Annotated in this window: 15 protein-coding genes and 1 other RNA gene; all 16 read left to right on the top strand. The window is 44.8% G+C overall.

The window, feature by feature from the left end; all coding sequences use genetic code 11:
* Window positions 1-19 precede the first annotated feature (19 nt).
* Window positions 20-1306, top strand: a complete 1287-nt coding sequence (gene eno / locus HFD99_RS18015) for a phosphopyruvate hydratase (protein ID WP_013368821.1) — start codon at window positions 20-22, stop codon at window positions 1304-1306.
* 330 nt (window positions 1307-1636) lie between these two features.
* Window positions 1637-1870 carry a preprotein translocase subunit SecG gene (gene secG, locus HFD99_RS18010; RefSeq protein WP_013368823.1) on the top strand — a complete coding sequence of 78 codons (234 nt, stop codon included), beginning with the start codon at window positions 1637-1639 and terminating at the stop codon, window positions 1868-1870.
* Window positions 1871-2058: 188 nt separating this feature from the next.
* Window positions 2059-4668 (top strand): ribonuclease R, encoded by a 2610-nt coding sequence (gene rnr / locus HFD99_RS18005; protein WP_123796634.1) that lies wholly within the window; start codon window positions 2059-2061, stop codon window positions 4666-4668.
* A 265-nt stretch (window positions 4669-4933) separates the two neighbouring features.
* Window positions 4934-5413, top strand: coding sequence for an SsrA-binding protein SmpB (gene smpB, locus HFD99_RS18000; protein WP_007428162.1), 480 nt, complete (start codon window positions 4934-4936; stop codon window positions 5411-5413).
* Between the two features lie 255 nt (window positions 5414-5668).
* Window positions 5669-6033: a transfer-messenger RNA gene (gene ssrA / locus HFD99_RS17995) on the top strand.
* Between the two features lie 635 nt (window positions 6034-6668).
* Window positions 6669-9782, top strand: coding sequence for a CdiA C-terminal domain-containing protein (locus HFD99_RS17990; RefSeq protein WP_025363701.1), 3114 nt, complete (start codon window positions 6669-6671; stop codon window positions 9780-9782).
* 1 nt (window position 9783) lies between these two features.
* On the top strand, window positions 9784-10251 hold the full coding sequence (locus tag HFD99_RS17985) for a hypothetical protein (protein WP_025363702.1): 468 nt from the start codon (window positions 9784-9786) through the stop codon (window positions 10249-10251).
* Window positions 10252-10263: 12 nt separating this feature from the next.
* Window positions 10264-10506 carry a hypothetical protein gene (locus tag HFD99_RS17980; RefSeq protein WP_167440971.1) on the top strand — a complete coding sequence of 81 codons (243 nt, stop codon included), beginning with the start codon at window positions 10264-10266 and terminating at the stop codon, window positions 10504-10506.
* 577 nt (window positions 10507-11083) lie between these two features.
* Entirely contained in the window at window positions 11084-11758 is a 675-nt protein-coding gene (locus HFD99_RS17975) for a hypothetical protein (RefSeq protein ID WP_025363704.1), read from the top strand.
* Window positions 11755-13170 (top strand): phage baseplate assembly protein V, encoded by a 1416-nt coding sequence (locus HFD99_RS17970; RefSeq protein WP_123796635.1) that lies wholly within the window; start codon window positions 11755-11757, stop codon window positions 13168-13170. The genes HFD99_RS17975 and HFD99_RS17970 overlap by 4 nt, the downstream gene beginning before the upstream one ends.
* A 76-nt stretch (window positions 13171-13246) precedes the next feature.
* Window positions 13247-14497: a pentapeptide repeat-containing protein gene (locus tag HFD99_RS17965; protein ID WP_123796636.1), complete on the top strand. Its 1251-nt coding sequence runs from the start codon at window positions 13247-13249 to the stop codon at window positions 14495-14497.
* A 14-nt stretch (window positions 14498-14511) separates the two neighbouring features.
* Window positions 14512-15033: a hypothetical protein gene (locus HFD99_RS17960; protein ID WP_039277344.1), complete on the top strand. Its 522-nt coding sequence runs from the start codon at window positions 14512-14514 to the stop codon at window positions 15031-15033.
* Complete coding sequence (locus tag HFD99_RS17955; RefSeq protein ID WP_039276517.1) at window positions 15034-15450, top strand: DUF4280 domain-containing protein; 417 nt, start codon at window positions 15034-15036, stop codon at window positions 15448-15450.
* Window positions 15451-15803: 353 nt separating this feature from the next.
* On the top strand, window positions 15804-16031 hold the full coding sequence (locus tag HFD99_RS17950) for a DUF896 domain-containing protein (RefSeq protein ID WP_016820137.1): 228 nt from the start codon (window positions 15804-15806) through the stop codon (window positions 16029-16031).
* A gap of 69 nt (window positions 16032-16100) precedes the next feature.
* Window positions 16101-16499, top strand: a complete 399-nt coding sequence (locus HFD99_RS17945; RefSeq protein ID WP_016820138.1) for a DoxX family protein — start codon at window positions 16101-16103, stop codon at window positions 16497-16499.
* Window positions 16500-16572: 73 nt separating this feature from the next.
* On the top strand, window positions 16573-17523 hold the full coding sequence (locus tag HFD99_RS17940; RefSeq protein WP_123796637.1) for a ring-cleaving dioxygenase: 951 nt from the start codon (window positions 16573-16575) through the stop codon (window positions 17521-17523).
* Window positions 17524-17692: the final 169 nt, after the last annotated feature.

The following is a 17692-nucleotide window of genomic DNA, read 5'->3' as shown; positions in this document are numbered from 1 at the left end:
CAAAGGAGATTAAGTACAAATGACTATTATTTCTGACGTGTACGCTCGCGAAGTCCTCGACTCCCGTGGTAACCCTACGGTTGAAGTTGAAGTATATCTGGAATCCGGTGCGATTGGTCGCGCTATCGTTCCTTCTGGTGCATCCACAGGCGCTCACGAAGCTGTAGAGCTTCGCGATAACGACAAATCCCGTTACCTGGGTAAAGGTGTTCTGCAAGCAGTTAAAAACGTGAACGAAATTATTGCTCCTGAAGTAATCGGCTTGGATGCTGTGAACCAAGTAGAAATCGATACACTGATGATCAAATTGGATGGTACTCCAAACAAAGGTAAACTGGGTGCAAATGCAATTCTGGCTGTATCCATGGCTGTCGCTCGCGCTGCTGCTGAAGCTCTGGGCTTGCCACTGTACACTTACCTGGGTGGATTCAACGCTAAACAATTGCCAGTACCAATGATGAACATCGTTAATGGTGGTGCTCATGCCGACAATAACGTTGACGTACAAGAATTCATGGTTCTGCCTGTAGGCGCTCCTACATTTAAAGAAGCTCTGCGTGTTGGCGCAGAAATCTTCCATAACCTGAAATCTGTACTGAATTCCAAAGGCTTGAACACAGCTGTTGGTGATGAAGGTGGTTTTGCTCCTAACTTCAAATCCAACGAAGAAGCTCTGTCCACTATTATCGAAGCAATCGAAAAAGCTGGTTACAAACCAGGTGTTGACGTATTCCTCGGTATGGACGTTGCCTCCACTGAGTTCTTCAAAGATGGCAAATACACTTTGGAAGGCGAAGGCAAATCCTTCACTTCTGCTGAGTTCGTTGACCTGCTTGCTTCTTGGGTTGATAAATACCCAATCATCACAATCGAAGATGGCTGCTCCGAAGATGACTGGGAAGGTTGGAAATTGCTCACTGAAAAACTGGGCAACAAAATCCAATTGGTTGGTGACGACCTGTTCGTAACTAACACCGAGCGTCTGGCTAAAGGTATCGATGAAAACATCGGTAACTCTATCCTGATCAAAGTAAACCAAATCGGTACGCTGACTGAAACATTCGATGCTATCGAATTGGCTAAACGCGCAGGATACACAGCTGTAATCTCTCACCGTTCCGGTGAATCCGAAGACAGCACAATCGCTGATATCGCTGTTGCAACAAATGCAGGCCAAATCAAAACTGGTGCTCCTTCCCGTACTGACCGTATTGCGAAGTACAACCAATTGCTCCGCATTGAGGATCAACTGGGCGAACTGGCTCAATACCATGGCCTGAAATCTTTCTACAACCTGAAAAAATAATATTGCGAAAAATGCTGACAGCGTCTTAGATTGATGGTTTATGATCACGAAGTCTGAGGCCCGAAGCTTTTACGCATGAATTAACCAGACCTGCTCGCTATATGCAAGCAGGTCTGGTTTTTGTTATGAATAATGTATCTATTATCTACACAAGCTTAATGGCTAAGTGTCTTACTGTAGCTGTTGTTATCTACTGGAAGCTGTGGTAGAATAAAAATAGTGTTTTGCGTTAATTTCCGGCTATTTAAAGCATGATATGTGCATGTTTTCATAAAAGAGGCTGTGTTGTTTTGCAAAACAGATGTATAAGCTCAGGAGGTGGGATTTTTCATGGAAATCTTTTTGAAAGTGCTGCTCGTTGTGTTCTCGATTGCTGTTATAGCGGTTGTTTTACTGCAAAAGGGGAAAAGCGCAGGTTTGTCCGGTGCCATCTCTGGCGGTGCTGAGCATCTGTTCGGCAAGACCAAAGCTCGCGGTATGGATTTGATTTTACAACGCGTAACTGCTGTTTTGGGTGCATGTTTTATGATCGTTTCCGTTTTGGTTGCATTTTTCGCAAAATAAGATAAGTATATACCTTAAGCCTTCGTTTCATGGGAAACGGGGGCTTTTTTGGATTTTGGACAGGCAGGGATGCCGTCGATTAAATTCGTGTATACTAGGGTATGAGTATATTAAGAGCCTTGTATCAGGAACAAGGAACATGCGGATTTATTACTGAAAATTAAAGGTCACCCGAGGTGGACAAAATTATGATAACAGAGCAACAACTACTTGATTTCATGCGCGAGACCGCATACAAGCCTATGACATACCAGGAGCTGGAGCAACATTTTGATGTTAAGGATGCAGAAGAGTTTCGTGAATTCCTTAAGCTTTTGAACGCATTGGAGGAAGACGGGAAAATTTTGCTGACCCGCACGAACCGTTATGGTGTTCCAGAACGGATGGATTTGCAGCGCGGGCGTTTGCAGGCTCATGCCAAGGGCTTTGCTTTTTTGATTCCAGAGGACCGGGAGCACCCGGATGTATACATTCATGCTAACGACTTAAAGAGCGCAATGAATGGAGATACGGTACTGGTAAGAGTGACGTCAAAGGGACCTGCGGGTGGCCGATTAGAAGGGGAAGTTGTGCGAATCGTGAAGCGCGCAGTGCTTCAGGTAGTCGGTGTGTTTCAGAGTCACGAAGCATACGGTTTTGTTTTGCCGGATGATAAACGTATTAACCGGGACATTTTCATTCCTAAGGACAGCTTTAACGGAGCTGTGAACGGGCAAAAGGTCGTCGTGCGTATTGTGAGCTATCCGGAAGGACGTGCAGCGGCAGAAGGCGAAGTGCTGGAGGTGCTGGGTCATAAGGATGATCCGGGCGTTGACATCTTGTCCGTTATTCGCAAGCATCAGCTCCCGGAAGCCTTTCCGGATGAAGTGATGGCGGAAGCGGATCAGGCTCCTGATGCGATTACGGAAGAAGAAATTATACGTCAAGGACGGCGTGATTTGCGCGATAAGGTCATTGTTACCATCGACGGTGAGGATGCCAAAGACCTCGATGATGCGGTTAATGTAGAGCGCTTGCCGAATGGAAACTACCGTCTGGGCGTTCATATTGCTGACGTAGGGTATTATGTGCGTGAGAACTCTAAACTGGATCAGGAGGCATATAACCGCGGTTGCAGTGTGTATTTGGTTGACCGCGTCATTCCGATGCTTCCACATCGACTTTCAAACGGAATATGTTCATTGAATCCTCAGGTGGATCGACTGACTTTATCCTGTGAGATGGAATTCAATGAGCATATGAAGGTCGTAAAGCATGATATTTTCACCAGCGTGATTAAAACAAAGGAACGGATGACCTACACGAACGTTCGCAAAATCCTCGAAGAGGAAGATGCAGAACTGATGGAACGCTACAAGGACCTGGTTGATGTATTCCGTACGATGAAGGATTTGGCGTTGAAGCTGCGTGCAAATCGGATGCGCCGGGGTGCGGTTGATTTTGATTTTGATGAGGCCAAAGTGATTGTAGATGACGAAGGCAAAGCTGTCGATATTGTGAAAAGGGATCGTACCATAGCCGAACAAATTATCGAAGAGTTTATGCTGGCGGCCAATGAAACGGTAGCCGAACATTTTCACTGGCTTAAGGTACCGTTCTTGTACCGAATTCATGAGGACCCCGATCCAGAGAAGCTGCAAAATTTTATGGCTTTCGCAGCTAATTTTGGTCATCAGATCAAAGGTAGAGGGAATTCTATTCATCCGCGTGCACTGCAAACATTGTTGGAAGACATTCAGGGCACGAAGGAGCAAACGGTGCTTAGCACGATGATGCTGCGTTCTATGAAGCAGGCCAAGTATGATGCGGAGTCAACAGGACATTTTGGACTGGCCGCGGAGTATTACTCTCATTTTACATCACCGATTCGTCGTTACCCTGACTTGGTAATTCACCGTGTTATTCGTGAGGTGTTGGAGAATGGCGGGGCTTTGACAGATGAGCGTCAGGAATACTTGACTGCACGCATGCCAGACATTGCTCAGCAATCCTCCGAGCGTGAACGTGTGGCTGTGGATGCAGAGCGCGACACAGAGCAAATGAAAAAGGCTGAATATATGCTGGATAAGGTCGGCGAGGAATTCGAAGGAATTATCAGCAGTGTAACCAGCTTTGGGATGTTCATTGAGCTAGACAACACTGTCGAGGGTCTGACGCGTCTGAGTGCACTTACGGACGACTATTATCATTTTGACGAGCAGCATATGGCGTTAATTGGAGAACGTACCTCTAAGGTGTTCCGCATTGGGGATGAGGTTAAAGTTCGCGTCGCACGTGTGAACATGGAGGATTATACAATTGACTTCGAACTCGTCGATATGAAGCAACGGGCACGCCGTGAACGGACGGGTGGCTCGGGCCAGGGCGGAGATTTTGCACGTGGCGAGGGCCGCGGTAAAGGCAGGGGCCGAGAAGGACGTGACCGCAAGGGCGGCAAGGACAAAGCTGGTAGAGAGCGTAAAGGCGGCCGTGAGGTGGCTGGAAAGCCTAAAGAGGGCGGCAACGGAGGCATCAGCACTGCAGGTCGCGCAGGACGTGGTGGTGGAAACGGTGTCGGAACAGGATCGACAGGCAGCTTCGGTTTTGGTAGTGGCAAGGGCGGATACAATTCCCCCGCAACGGGTGCAAGCAAGCGACGGAAGAAGACGTCTGCCAGCGGGATCTTCATTGGTGATGCAGCTACCCCAGGTAATGATGCCAGATCAGGCGGTGAAGGCGTAGCACGTCGCAAGCGGAAAAAAAAGGGCGGTAACGGCGGGAATAGCACCGCTGGGTTTGTACGGAAAAAGAAAAAGTAGGTTGGTATAACTTACTTGTTAGGTAACTGGAGCTTTTCAAGAGCAGTGGATGATGCTGATGGAAGCTTAGGTATATGAGCGGTTTCTGTCTGCAGTAATGGATAGAAGCCGCTTGATTTTAGTGCGCTTTTGGGGTAATTAGAAATGTAGAAGCCTTGACTTTTCTTGCTTTTACCATCCGAAATTTGTTACAATATATTTCTAGGGTAGCTCATTGTAGCGAGATTTCTAGATTGAATTAAGTTATGTATAAGGAGTGGTATTCATGGGTAAGAAGGCAGACGGGAAAGTGCTCGCCCAGAACAAAAAAGCTTCCCATGACTATTTTATTGAAGACACCTACGAGGCGGGCATGGTGTTAACGGGAACGGAAATTAAGTCTCTGCGGAATGGTCGCTCTAACATAAGCGATGCTTTTGCTACGATCCGTAATGGCGAAATTCATATTCACAATATGCATATCAGCCCTTTTGAACAAGGTAATCGTAACAATCCGACTGATCCGACGCGTACGCGTAAGTTGCTGCTGCATAAAGAGCAGATTCGTAAGCTTATTGGTCTGTCCAAACAGGAGGGCTACACCATCGTGCCTCTCAAGATCTATGTTCGCAACGGTTATGCCAAACTGCTGCTTGGACTGGGTAGAGGTAAAAAGCAGTATGACAAGCGAGAAACGGCTGCCAAACGTGATGCACAGCGTGATATCCAACGTGCTTTACGAGAGAAGCAAAAAATTGCAAGATAAGCAGTCTACTTACTCTGTATGGTACAAATTACGTGGATAAGTTACTTGTTCCTGTAATGGTGCTATTTTATCGAGCCTTAATGGCCTCATTCCGTTTCGTTATGACATGTAATATGTTATACTAACGTAGTAGTAAATTTTCAATGCATCTTGATTTAACTTGATTCGAGTGTTGAATCTTAGGATTCAGCTTTTGATATTATGCACTTATGCTCCGGTATTTCCGGATTTATCCGTGGAGCCCTTTTATAATAAGGGGGCGTTTATGGATTCGACGGGGATAGTTCGAGCATGGGTAGCGGGTAGTGGGGACGCGTCCACTTCATCAACGCTAAAGCCTATTAAACGGCAAACAACAAAACAACTACGCTTTCGCAGCTTAATAACCTGTGAGCGTGCTCCTCTCCTGCATCGCCCATGTGCCGGATGTAGGGGCTAACCTATAGTGGGATACGCTGTCACATCTCCGCCTGGGGTGTGCTGAAGAAGACAATCAGGCTGACCCAACGTATAGCCGGTTACGGGGCGATACTCGGGTGACATCAAAACTGTGACTACACCCGTAGAAGCTTATGTGTCGTTATCTTCGGACAGGGGTTCGACTCCCCTCGCCTCCATTTGAGTAAGACAAGAAAGCCATCAGCCAGTGTTTCTGGTTGATGGCTTTTTATTATGGTTTTAATAATTGAGATAAAGAGGCCTTACAACTGATTTTGGTACTAATTATAGTTAAGTCACGACGATTTGCCTTTCATTTATTGTTTAGAAACCAGTCATTAATCAAGCGATTCCACGCTACAATATCCACTCTTTTTACATGCGGATACGCCTCATGTTTTCTAAGAAACCTTATGGAATATTTCCCATGCACAAGGCTACTTCTCGATAGTACCAACGGTCTCTTTAACGATATGCTTTGAAGCGAAGGAAATAATACTTGTCTTCAATAAGTTCACTCATTTGGGATTAGGGTAGAACTAATGTGAATGTGATTTGCTATTTTAATATCTATTTCCTTTTGTACCATTACAGTTCATGCATTCATCCGTTAGCCATGGTAATTCAAAATAACAGAATTGATGGGGCTTTCTGTAAACAAAATCTTTATTCTATCCGATACATACATAAGAATGGTTTACTGTTAAAAATAACCTCTTAAACTCATGTTTGGATGGTGTGATAGCTACGAACACATGTAAACACAAGGTAGCTGGCGAACGTGCCTTGTGCCGCTGGAAAGGAGATATGAAAGCATTTGGACGTACTGCAAAACGGAATAGGGTATGAAAGTCTACGCTTATACGGTCCTTTTCAACCTCAGCATATGGAACAACTGCGAATTATCAGGGCCGTTAACGATCATGCATACCTGTACGTGAGCGGAATGCTGTCGGAAGAACAGGGAGCCGCGTGTGTTGGACAGAGCATGGAGCAGGAACCGATTGTCATACGTCAGTTGAATGAGCAAGGACAGTCGCTTAGACGTTTGTTTCATGGGTTAATTACACGCATGTCTGTGCACTGCATACGGGGAGTATACACTTTTGAACTGGAGGCGGCCTCGCATTCCTATCAAATGGATATCAAGACGAAAAGGCGCTCCTATCAGGACATACATCGTACCCATGATGATCTGGTCACTACAATGGTTCGGAAGTACATGTATGGAGATGCGATTGATACGGTGACCAATTATGCTAAATTAGGTACTTTTGTTTTACAATATGAAGAAACCGACTGGGCCTTTTTAAAGCGTCTTGTCTCTCGCTTTGGTTCGGTACTTGTACCGGAGATTACGGCTGTGTCACCTAAGATTTTCTTTGGGATGCCAGAAGGCAAGCAGTATAAGGTGGAGCGAGATGTATTTTATAGGGTACGGAAAACATTTCATGAGTTAGATACAGGAAAACCAGGGAAACGTGTTGGCGCGTATGTCACCTATACGATTGAAAATCTGCAATACTATGCGCTGGGTGACTTGATTACGTTACCCATTGGACAAGGCAAAGAGCTGGTCGTTGTGAGGGCAGTGACAGAGTTAAAGGACGGTTTACTCCAAACTCGTTACGATCTCCAAGCCGAACAGGATATTCAGTATGCTCGGTATGAAAATGATCAAGCCATCGGGATTTCACTCACGGGAACGGTGTTGAAAGTACAACAGGATTTGGTACAACTTCAACTGGAAATTGATCCGAAGCAAGACCCAGCTAAAGCTTGTTGGTTTCCCGTAGCTACCCGTTATGTCGCGGAAGAACATAGTGGCTGGTATGACATGCCTGAAGTTGGGGAACAAGTGGAGCTGTATTTACCTACACACTGTGAACAGGAAGCCTATGTGACCGATTCCTTACGACAGCATCGCCACGCCAATGGACAACCAGATGTGAAGGTATGGAAACACGTACAAGGCAGCGGCATCGAAATGTCTGAGCAGGAGCTGATCCTGTCCACTTCCGATGGGTTTTCGATTACACTACATGAGGATGCGGGTATCACCGTCAACAGTCCGGGGAATGTACAGATTCAGGGCGGTCATGTAAAGCTGGATGCAGGTCAGGAACTATCATTGGAAGCTGGAACCGCAATATATTTAAAAGGTGGAGCCAGCAGTATGGTGCTAGATGGTGAGACGGACACCAAAGCCCCTGTGATTTATCAGGAAGGTACGGTAAAAGCTCCAATTTTCGTAGCTGACCTCCCTCCTGTACCTGAGCCTCCATTGATGAATATTAAGGCGTATGAGGCCGCGCAATCTGCCGCAGCCAACGCTTCTTCCAGTAGTGCGACTTCTGCTCCTACGGCAAAGGTTACAAGTCCAGCGGTGCTTCAACAGGCCAATGCTTTACTGGGTACAGTATCCAAGCTATTAGGTTCCATTCCAGCAGTCGGGAAAGTAGCCAATGTGATGTTGAATACATCGGGTGGACTAGCAGGTAAAGTGGCGGCAACGGTTTTACAAGTATCCGCAGCAATCCCTGTCCGAAGCAAAGGAACGCCTACCTTGGGAGCGTCTAAAGAAGCACGCATACATCCGTTAAAACATTGGGCAGGTTTGGCGCTTCAAGGATTGATTAATCAGTATGAGCATGAGCAAGCGAAACAAGTCTATTATAGCAAGTGGATTTTAGGCAAAGTATATACGAGTGCACGTCATGTAGCGCATTCCGGTGGTCCCCTAGAGCTCGTTCAAAACTTGCTGAAAGAATCGAACACTATAGTTTATGCTTATCAGCAAATTCCCACCGAGTTGAGACAACGCTGGAGGGCGAACTACGACAGTTACATGGCTCAACAACCGCAGCCGAAGCAAGAGGAAGAATCTCAGTCCTGGTGGGATCTTATGGCGGCAGTCCAGCTCCAGAATGCGGAAAATGAAGCCATTATGGCGAAGCAGATGGCGAACGAGTTGGAGTATGCCGCAGATGTGGGTGGAGAAGTTGTACTAGGAGCAGCAGCAGCGGTAGTAGAAGATTATTCGTTCGGATTAATGAATAAGGAATATACCTCAGATCATCCGATGGCGCGTAAAACAGGTGAAGTGATCGGACATTCTTTGACAACTGTAGCCGGAGCTGTAGAAACGGTTGGTGCTGTGACGGAAGGATTCTTAGGTGGTTTGGTAACAGCTTCAGGAGTAGGGGCACCTGTAGGCGTCCTGGCTATGGCACAATCTGCCCTTTTGGGAGCACATGGGACAGCGGTAACGTATACCGGAGCATCCAATAGTGTGGAAAGTGCTAAGGATCTTTATCGAATGTCTAAAAGCGAGGGTCCAAATAGTTCAACGCCGTCTAAACCTTCTGGCGGAAAGTCAGGCAAGAGCGAAGGAACACCTGCTTCACAGAAACCGAGCAAACCCAACGAGAATCCGTCCGGGACTAAGGGGACAGGTGACGTTGTTAGTAATATTAAACTTACAGAACCTTCTTTACCAAAGGGTAGTAAACCTAAAGGTAATTATGGAGCAGGAGATTCACATGGAATAAAGAAACAAAATGAAACAGCCGATTTCTTGGCTGACAAAGGTTATGACATTAAGATGTTGGATGAAATTGATGGTGGAAATGGTTATGGGATTAAAGAAGGATCGAATCCAGATTTTTTAATCGAAGGGAAAGTATTCGATTGTTATGCGCCTAAGCCAGATGGTAAGGTACAAAGTATAATAAAAGAAATAGCAGGAAAGACAAAGAACCAATCTGGAAGAATTATTCTTAACTTAGACAACTTTCCAGATGAAAAAATTGCAGAAATTACTGGAACAATTTTAAGGAAAGCAAATCCGAATGGTGATTTAAAAAGACTTGAAGAATTAATTAGTGTTAAAGATGGCACAATTACAAAAGTATTTGGAGGAGAAAAGTGAGATGGACTGTGAATTACTTTTAGTTTCAAATTTAGGACCTGAAGCATTAAAGAGAACAATTTATAACATAGTAAGCGAGACAGTTAAAGATAAAGTAATTAATTACGAAAACTTTTCTCGTCTTAGCTGCAGATATTTCACAATTGATATTGAAACAGAAGATATTACTAGCATTGATTTTTTAAGAGAAGAATACGGTATGAAAATAAATACAGAAATTAGTGTTCAATTGTTTGGGAAAACATTTTATGAAGGACTGGAGGTCTTATTTCAAACTATTGGGAAGATTTTAAAGAGCTTTAATCCTGATATGGTGTTTTTGGAAAATGGTACAGATCAACTATTTAGAAAAGAAAATGATACTGTAATTGTAAACACAAATTTAGACCAGTATCAAAAGAACTATCTATCTAATAGAATAATTGATTCGCTAAAATATCCATATATTGAAAAAGATTTATCTAACTAAAATAAATTTACAATGTCAGTTCAGGAAATTATTAATGAGTCTAATGAAGGTATAGCTAATTATGGACTTCATTCTCACGAAGAGTTTGAAAAGTATATAGCTAAACAAAAGTATCCGAGTGAAAATGTATTTTGTGTGCTATTAAAAGGTATAGATCATAAAGCATTGATTATTTCAGAGGGAACAAGCAAGTTTGTTGATTTAAAACATGGTTTATATATGCTTGATAGAGAGTATGCTATCTTCATTTATTAGAGAACAGAATTAAGGTTTAAAAAATGGTAAATTGTTACAAGTCGAAGATTTTATTAAATTCAAATCAGAGCTTTCTGAACATAATCCTAGTAATCTAAAAAAATGAATTTATTCTAAGTAACCTCCCCCAGTAGTTCTGAGCATCACAATACGCCAAATTGTGGATTTTCCATGCCATGATTCGCCTCCATTTGAAAAACCCGCTCATAGAGTGGGTTTTTGCTTTTTAGTAGGATCGATTGCGGACTAAGTATATTCCAACTCTACAAACCCCCATTATCCAAACCGCTTGATAAAATCACTTGCATTAAGGGAGCGGCCTTTCCAAGTCATAATAACTGCTTTTATTCTGAGCAAGGATGGATTTAACTCGATCCATGGTCCGTTCCTATCATCCCCTTCTCCATATTAATTTCAGAATTATACATTGAAAATAACACATGGGATGGTTCTTTCTGTAAACAAACTCTCTAATCTGGCCGATACATACATAAGATGGGTTATTGTTAAATATGCCCTTTTGCTTTTATATTTTGAATTAAATACTTATCTTTTTTACGAAGAAGGGACTAACCCTATGAGCTATATGGACGAGCATATTTTAAGTCTCAAAAATAGGCTTAATTATGATGTTGCATCTAATAACGTAAATACGAGTCTTTCTCAAATTGCTATATCCGAACGGGATCAATCCGTTTTCGGGGAAAATCAGGTGTTGCGGTTAGGTGATGAGCTCATTACGTTGGAATTGAGGATGATTTTGGACGGACAAATGCAGGTAAGCGTGCCGAAATCTTTTAGCTTGATGCCGCTGGAGCAGGCCCAATTTAAGTATCCTTCGGAGTATCGTCCAGAGGTCATTTATACCTCGGAGGATGGAACGGTGAATATCACCTTTAATCGGACAGAATCCACTTTGGCAGACGAGGAGCTTTCTGATTTTGTGGAGCAAATGGCGGACACTTTGCGAGCTGTACAACCGATCCGTAACTGGTTGGGCACTCAAGTGATCGTAAATCATTGCGGTCTGTCCATTGGAGTGATCCGTTTTATAGCTGCAGGCGTGGATACGAATTTGTACAACGAAATCCTGCTGTTCACCCATGCAGGACAAATGATGATGGGGACGTTTAACTGTACGGAATCGGACATGGAGGTATGGATACCTGTAGCGGAAAACACAGTGCAGTCGCTTCATGCAGTTTCATTGCCCTTACAAACTACGCTTGAGAAAGGAGCGGATTCGCTATGAGTCTGGGCTACGATAATATCCAAATCCATCCCTACGAGTTGGTCGAGCTGGAGCAGCTTACCCTCACGAAGAAAATCAACGAGCATACTCGGCTCTATTTTACAGGGATCATACCGGAAGAGATGCAGGACAGCTATGTGGAAACGACGGAAAAGAACACGATTATTGAGGTAAGCCAGCAGAATGAATTGGGTGAAAGTAAGCCGCTATTCAGCGGGATTGCGCTATCGGTCGAAGTGAAGGTTGTGCGGGATGTGTACTATCTGGAGGTAGAGGCGATATCCCATACTTATCGGATGGATATTCAGCAACGCACCCGTTCTTTTCAATATACCAAAATGACGATTCCTCAGATGCTGGAGCAGATTGGTAAGGATTATGAAGGGTTGGATGTGATTGATGGAGCGACAGGTGGAGAGCCTATCGGACGGATTGCCATCCAGTATCAGGAGACGGATTGGGCTTTTTTAAGACGCATGGCTTCCCGCTATCATACGAGCCTGATGCCTGTGGCGCGTTTTGATAGTCCTAAATTTTATTTTGGCATTGAAGACAGCCCTGCACAGGTCGTGCTAGATCATACCCGTTATACGGTACGCAAGCAGATGTTGCCTTTTCGCTACTTTCAGGAAAATGAGCAGGCAAAGGTGAACGAAAATGATTTTATTTTTTATGAGGTGGAGACAGACGAGGTGCTGGATTTGGGCGCTCAGTTGACCTTTCAGGGACACAGTTTGTATGTCATGGAGGCTTATACGGAAATGAGACAGGGTCTGTTGCGGCATCAATATGTGCTTGCCTCGTATAAAGGCTTACGGCAGAAAGGCTATTATCAGGAAAAGCTGGCGGGTGCTTCATTAGGCGGGGTGGTCGTAGACGTACGTCAGGATCAGGTACGTATCCATCTGGACTGCGACGAGAAGCAGGCGGTCGATCAGGCGCATTGGTTCAACTATTCGACGATGTATAGCGGTGGGGGACATACAGGATGGTATGTGATGCCGGAGAAAGGGGACCCGGTTTCACTCTATTTTCCGGGCAGCCGTGAAGAGGATGGGGTAGCAGGCAGTGCAGTCCGACGTGCAGACAGAGGGAGCGGGCATAACAAGCTTTCCAATCCGCAGATGAAAATATGGCGAACACCTCATGGAAAAGAAATTCGTTTGGGACCGGATGAACTGGTCGTGACGGGTAAAGATGGTGCTATTTTTATCAAGCTGGACGATAAGGAAGGCATTCATATTATGAGCAATAAACAGGTAAGTATCTCGGCGGGTGGTAATCTGAGCTTGTCGGCTGGGAAAACGATGAATTTGTCGGCAGGCAGCGAGCTGCGTATGGATTGCAATGGCAGTCATATTCAATTGAGTGGATCAGCGGATATGAAGGGCAGTGAAGTGAAGTCGAATTAGGCTGTAGGGCAGCGGATGAATGGCATTAGCCTGAAGATATGAATTTATGAGAGCTTTAGGTGGTGGTTGAGTACAAATGGAGAAGCCTATGGATGAGTTAGAACCGCAATGGCAAGCCATTTTGAATCAGGCGTGGTTTCTCATCCGCAGAGACTGGGCACTGAAGTTCAAGGTGACACAGGAGCAACGGATTCAGGCCTGTGTCGAAGAGTTTCGGGGATATTGCCAGCACATTCGGCAAGAGCAGCTTCAAGGAAGAAAAGGAAGGATCGGTTATATCACGTACTCTATGCTACGTACCACCTGGCTGGAAGAACGGCCTGGTTATCTCGTAGAGATTTCCGATGTTTTATGGATGCTTGATCCGCAGCCGATCCGATTTGAATGGGATACAAGCTGGACATATTCCTACTGGACCGATTTGCAGCGACAATTGCGAGGGGAGGTAGAGAAGCAGCATGTTTCTCTATCGGAGCTTGAATGGGAGCAGATAATGTTGGAGGCAGCAGTACACATTCATGTGCTCGTTGTGAATGCGTTGCGTTTGGCGATGAAACAGGCGATGTGCTTGCCGGAGTTTCAAGAGCTGGAGCGAGATGAGACGTTCGAGATTCGTGTGGGGGAATATATGGATCATAGTGTGTCGGTATATCGAGAAGATCGCAGAGCCATGGAGGCGAATGAGATTCGGTCATGGTTGGAGGAAAGAGAAGAACATGCGTACAGCTATCAGGCGTTGACCCAAGTTGAACTATCGGATGGGGATTACAGCCTGTTGGATTTACGTTATACAGCCTTTCGCCAAATCAGAATGGAACACAGCCGTCTGCATGGTTGTATCCTGGTAGGAACGGTGTGGCAGGAAAGTCAGCTAAATGGAATCGATTTGACATACAGCGTACTTCATGGAGCCAATTTTAGCGGATGCTCGTTGAAAGAGGCCATATTGGATGTCGTTATAGGTAACGCCGGATATGGATCAGATGCTTTACTAGATTGGGAGCCATTGGGTTTTGCTGGCGTAGATTTCACAGGGGCGAGCTTGCAGGGGGCCCGTTTTCAAGATGCACAGTTGCGGGGAGCCATATTTCAAGAGGCGTTACTACAAAAAGCGTCCTTGGACGGGGCAGACCTCACGGATGCCTGCTTTGTTGGAGCAGATGTGACAGGTGCATCCTTTAAAGGGGCTTGCCTGATCGGGACTGATTTTACGGGTGCAAACGTACAAGGAGTCATTTTTACCGATGAACAGCGTAGAGGAGCCATTGGTTTGGAGTGGTCTACACAGGTCAGGGAGGCTGCTAGCAAAAGGGGGTGGCTGCACTGAGATATTTTCGACTGATGGTAGACGAGCGGGTAAAGCATCGGGTGGAGCCTGCTGCGCTGTCTCCTTTGCAAGTAGAAGATATCCTGACGGAGGCCGAGGGACAGCAACAGCAGGATGAACCTCTTTTTTTGGCTGTACATACCGATCCACGAACAGTGTACCCGGATTTTTTGGAATTTCCCCTACCACTGGTGTCCGATCGGATGAAAGTATTATTGGAGAAATATATGCCGGAACTGAAGTTGAAAGCAGCCATCCTTACCGATTTCCAGCAGGCCAGACAAGAGGTATACTGGGTGCTTCGTCCGCCAATGGTGGACTGTTTGTCCGTACAAACGGAATGGTACCCCAATGGTACGTTGAGGCGTTTGCTACTGAGACAGGGGGAGATAGAGCCTCCTGTTTTTCGGATTGAGGGACTGATCGAACCTTATATCTATATCCATTTGGCTGTGGCAGAAAGCCTGCTGCGCCGATCTTTTACAGGTATTCGAGTGCAAAGAGTTGAGATAGAAGCACTAAGGAGGATGGGGTAAGTGGGAGAAGCCCAGGTGAGACCGGGAACGGGTGCAAAAAAAAGCTTTGTCGTGGCAGGAGCGATCTTAAGTTGTAGTTATGGCACACAACCTACCCGTTTGAAGAGACCTTTTAGCCATGGCGTCTACGTAAAAAACAAAGCACAAATGAACATTGGAGATTACGTTCCAGGGGTGAACATTCAGTCTTTTGGAAATTGCTCCAGTCCCTTAAATCCAGCTGTGCAGGCTAGTGAGATGGTAGACATCTATGGCGTGAAGAAGGCTCCGTGTGTTCCAGTCCTGACCATGCCGTGGCTGAATGGGAAAAGTGATGTGAAGATCGAAGGACAGCCGGCTTTGACACAAAACTGCACCCATCAGTGTCTGTATTGTGGTCATATTCAGATTGAAAATGATGGACAGGAGCTGGACTAAGAGTCTGTTTCGAAGCCGTTAGGTTTCGGAATTGTATTCGGGACGTGTATACATTTGAACTGAAGGTTGCTTCGCATTCGACCCGATGGATATCCAGATAAAAAAGCGATCTTATCAGGATATCCGTCTTACCTACGACGGTCTGGTCACTGCGATGGTACGTTTAAAATACAAGTAATATCAGTATGGAGATGGCCTTGATATTATGGGGGTGAGAAGCAACTCAAGAGTTCATCATCTTCTTCTCTTTGTAATAAAGTATTGACAAGAATAAAAATATATTATATCTTTATATCAAGATAAATAAATTAAAGATAAAACAAACAGAAAATTTTGCATAGGGAGGTATACACATGATTGCGATTTTAGAAAGAATTAATCAGTTGGCAAACAAAGCAAAAGAAGTTGGGTTAACTGAAATTGAAAAAACGGAGCAAATGGATCTTCGCAAGGAATACCTTCAAATCTTTCGGGGATCTGTACAAAGTATTCTCTTGAACGCTACGATTTACGATCCAAATGGTGATGATGTAACTCCTGAAAAACTTAGAAGAGAGCAGGCTAAAATCGTTAAACCATGAATTTAGCTTTGCCAAATATCTCTAATTTAAAAATCTTTAAATAATGAATATAATATGGAGCGTGATTTTATGTTGGCGAGTGGATTGTTGTTGATACGTTTGGTAGTAGGATTGCTATTTGTGGGGCACGGGGCTCAGAAGCTTTTTGGCTGGTTTGGTGGTTATGGTCCAAAAGGTACCGGTGGTTGGATGGAATCAATCGGGATCAAGCCCGGAGTATTGATGGCCGTGGCTGCTGGGTTGATGGAATTGCTGGGAGGAGCTCTATTTGCTGTAGGACTGCTTACTCCACTGGCTGCACTGTTGATTACGATGACGATGCTCGGAGCGATTGTCAAAGTACATGGTCAAAACGGGATCTGGGCCACCGCTAATGGCTATGAATATCCGCTGGTTCTTATTGCTGTCGTAGTCGGTATTGCGTTGATAGGCGCAGGTCCATATTCCATTGATGCAATACTTCATTAATACATGAACCTAAGTCATTAAAAATTACCAATGCTGAAAAATAGGGATTTCTACGATTAAAGGAGGATTTTATATGTCACTTCAAACTACAGGTATCCATCATATTACAGCTTTTGCTGGTAATCCGCAGGCAAATGTCGACTTCTATGCAAGTATTCTTGGACTTCGGTTAGTGAAGAGAACGATCAACTTCGATGCTCCTGAGGTTTATCACTTGTATTTTGGTAACGAGGCAGGAAGTCCTGGAACGATCATTACTTTTTTCCCGGCACCAGGAACTCCCAAAGGGCGAGTCGGAGGCGGTCAGGTGGGCATAACCTCGTATGTGGTACCGCCAGGTTCACTTGATTTTTGGCAGCATCGTTTGCAAAGCTTTGGGATTGAAGTTACGAAAACAAGCCGTTTTAATGAACAATATCTTCAATTCGAGGATAATGAGGGCCTACGTCTTGAGCTTGTTGAACGTGCGGAAGGAGCGAACAGTACTTGGTCTTACGATGGCATTTCGGCTGATAACGCCATTAAAGGGTTCGGAGGCGCCGTACTATTTAGCGTCAATCCACAGAAAACGATGGATGCATTGGAGAGCATACTCGGATTTACGAAAATCGACGAAGACGCCGAATATGCTCGTTATCAGTCCGCTGGAGAAATCGGCAACATTGTGGATGTTCCGCTGGTCAAAATGGGCTTAGGCTTTGGTGGAGCAGGCACGGTACATCACATTGCATGGCGCGCAAAAGATTTCGAGCAACATGAAGAGTGGAGAAGCACAGTCCAGCATTATGGCTATCAGCCGACCCCAATCATCGACCGCCAATATTTTAATGCAATATATTTCAGAGAAGCGGGCGGCATACTATTTGAAATTGCTACAGATCCACCGGGATTTGCTAACGATGAACCTGCGGAATCTTTGGGGCAGAAATTAATGCTACCAGAGTGGTATGAACCGCAGCGGGCTCAGATCGAGGCAAACCTGCATCCTATTGAAGTGAGAACATTAACAGATAAACAAAAGTAAACGAAATAGCTGCTGTTTTGCATCCAGATAAAGTCACATATATCCACAATCTCATTCGATTGTGGATTTTTCATTCGATGAATTACCTCCTGAAAATGAAATCCTCCGCATTAACCTATATTTATGATTTGACTAATAATATACGACATTATCTATCCAAGACAGAACC

The sequence above is a fragment of the Paenibacillus sp. EKM301P genome, assembly GCF_011800295.1.
In the GTDB taxonomy this organism is placed as follows: domain Bacteria; phylum Bacillota; class Bacilli; order Paenibacillales; family Paenibacillaceae; genus Paenibacillus; species Paenibacillus polymyxa.
The sequence above is the reverse complement of the archived record's forward strand: the minus strand, read 5'-3'. Positions and strand labels throughout refer to the sequence as shown.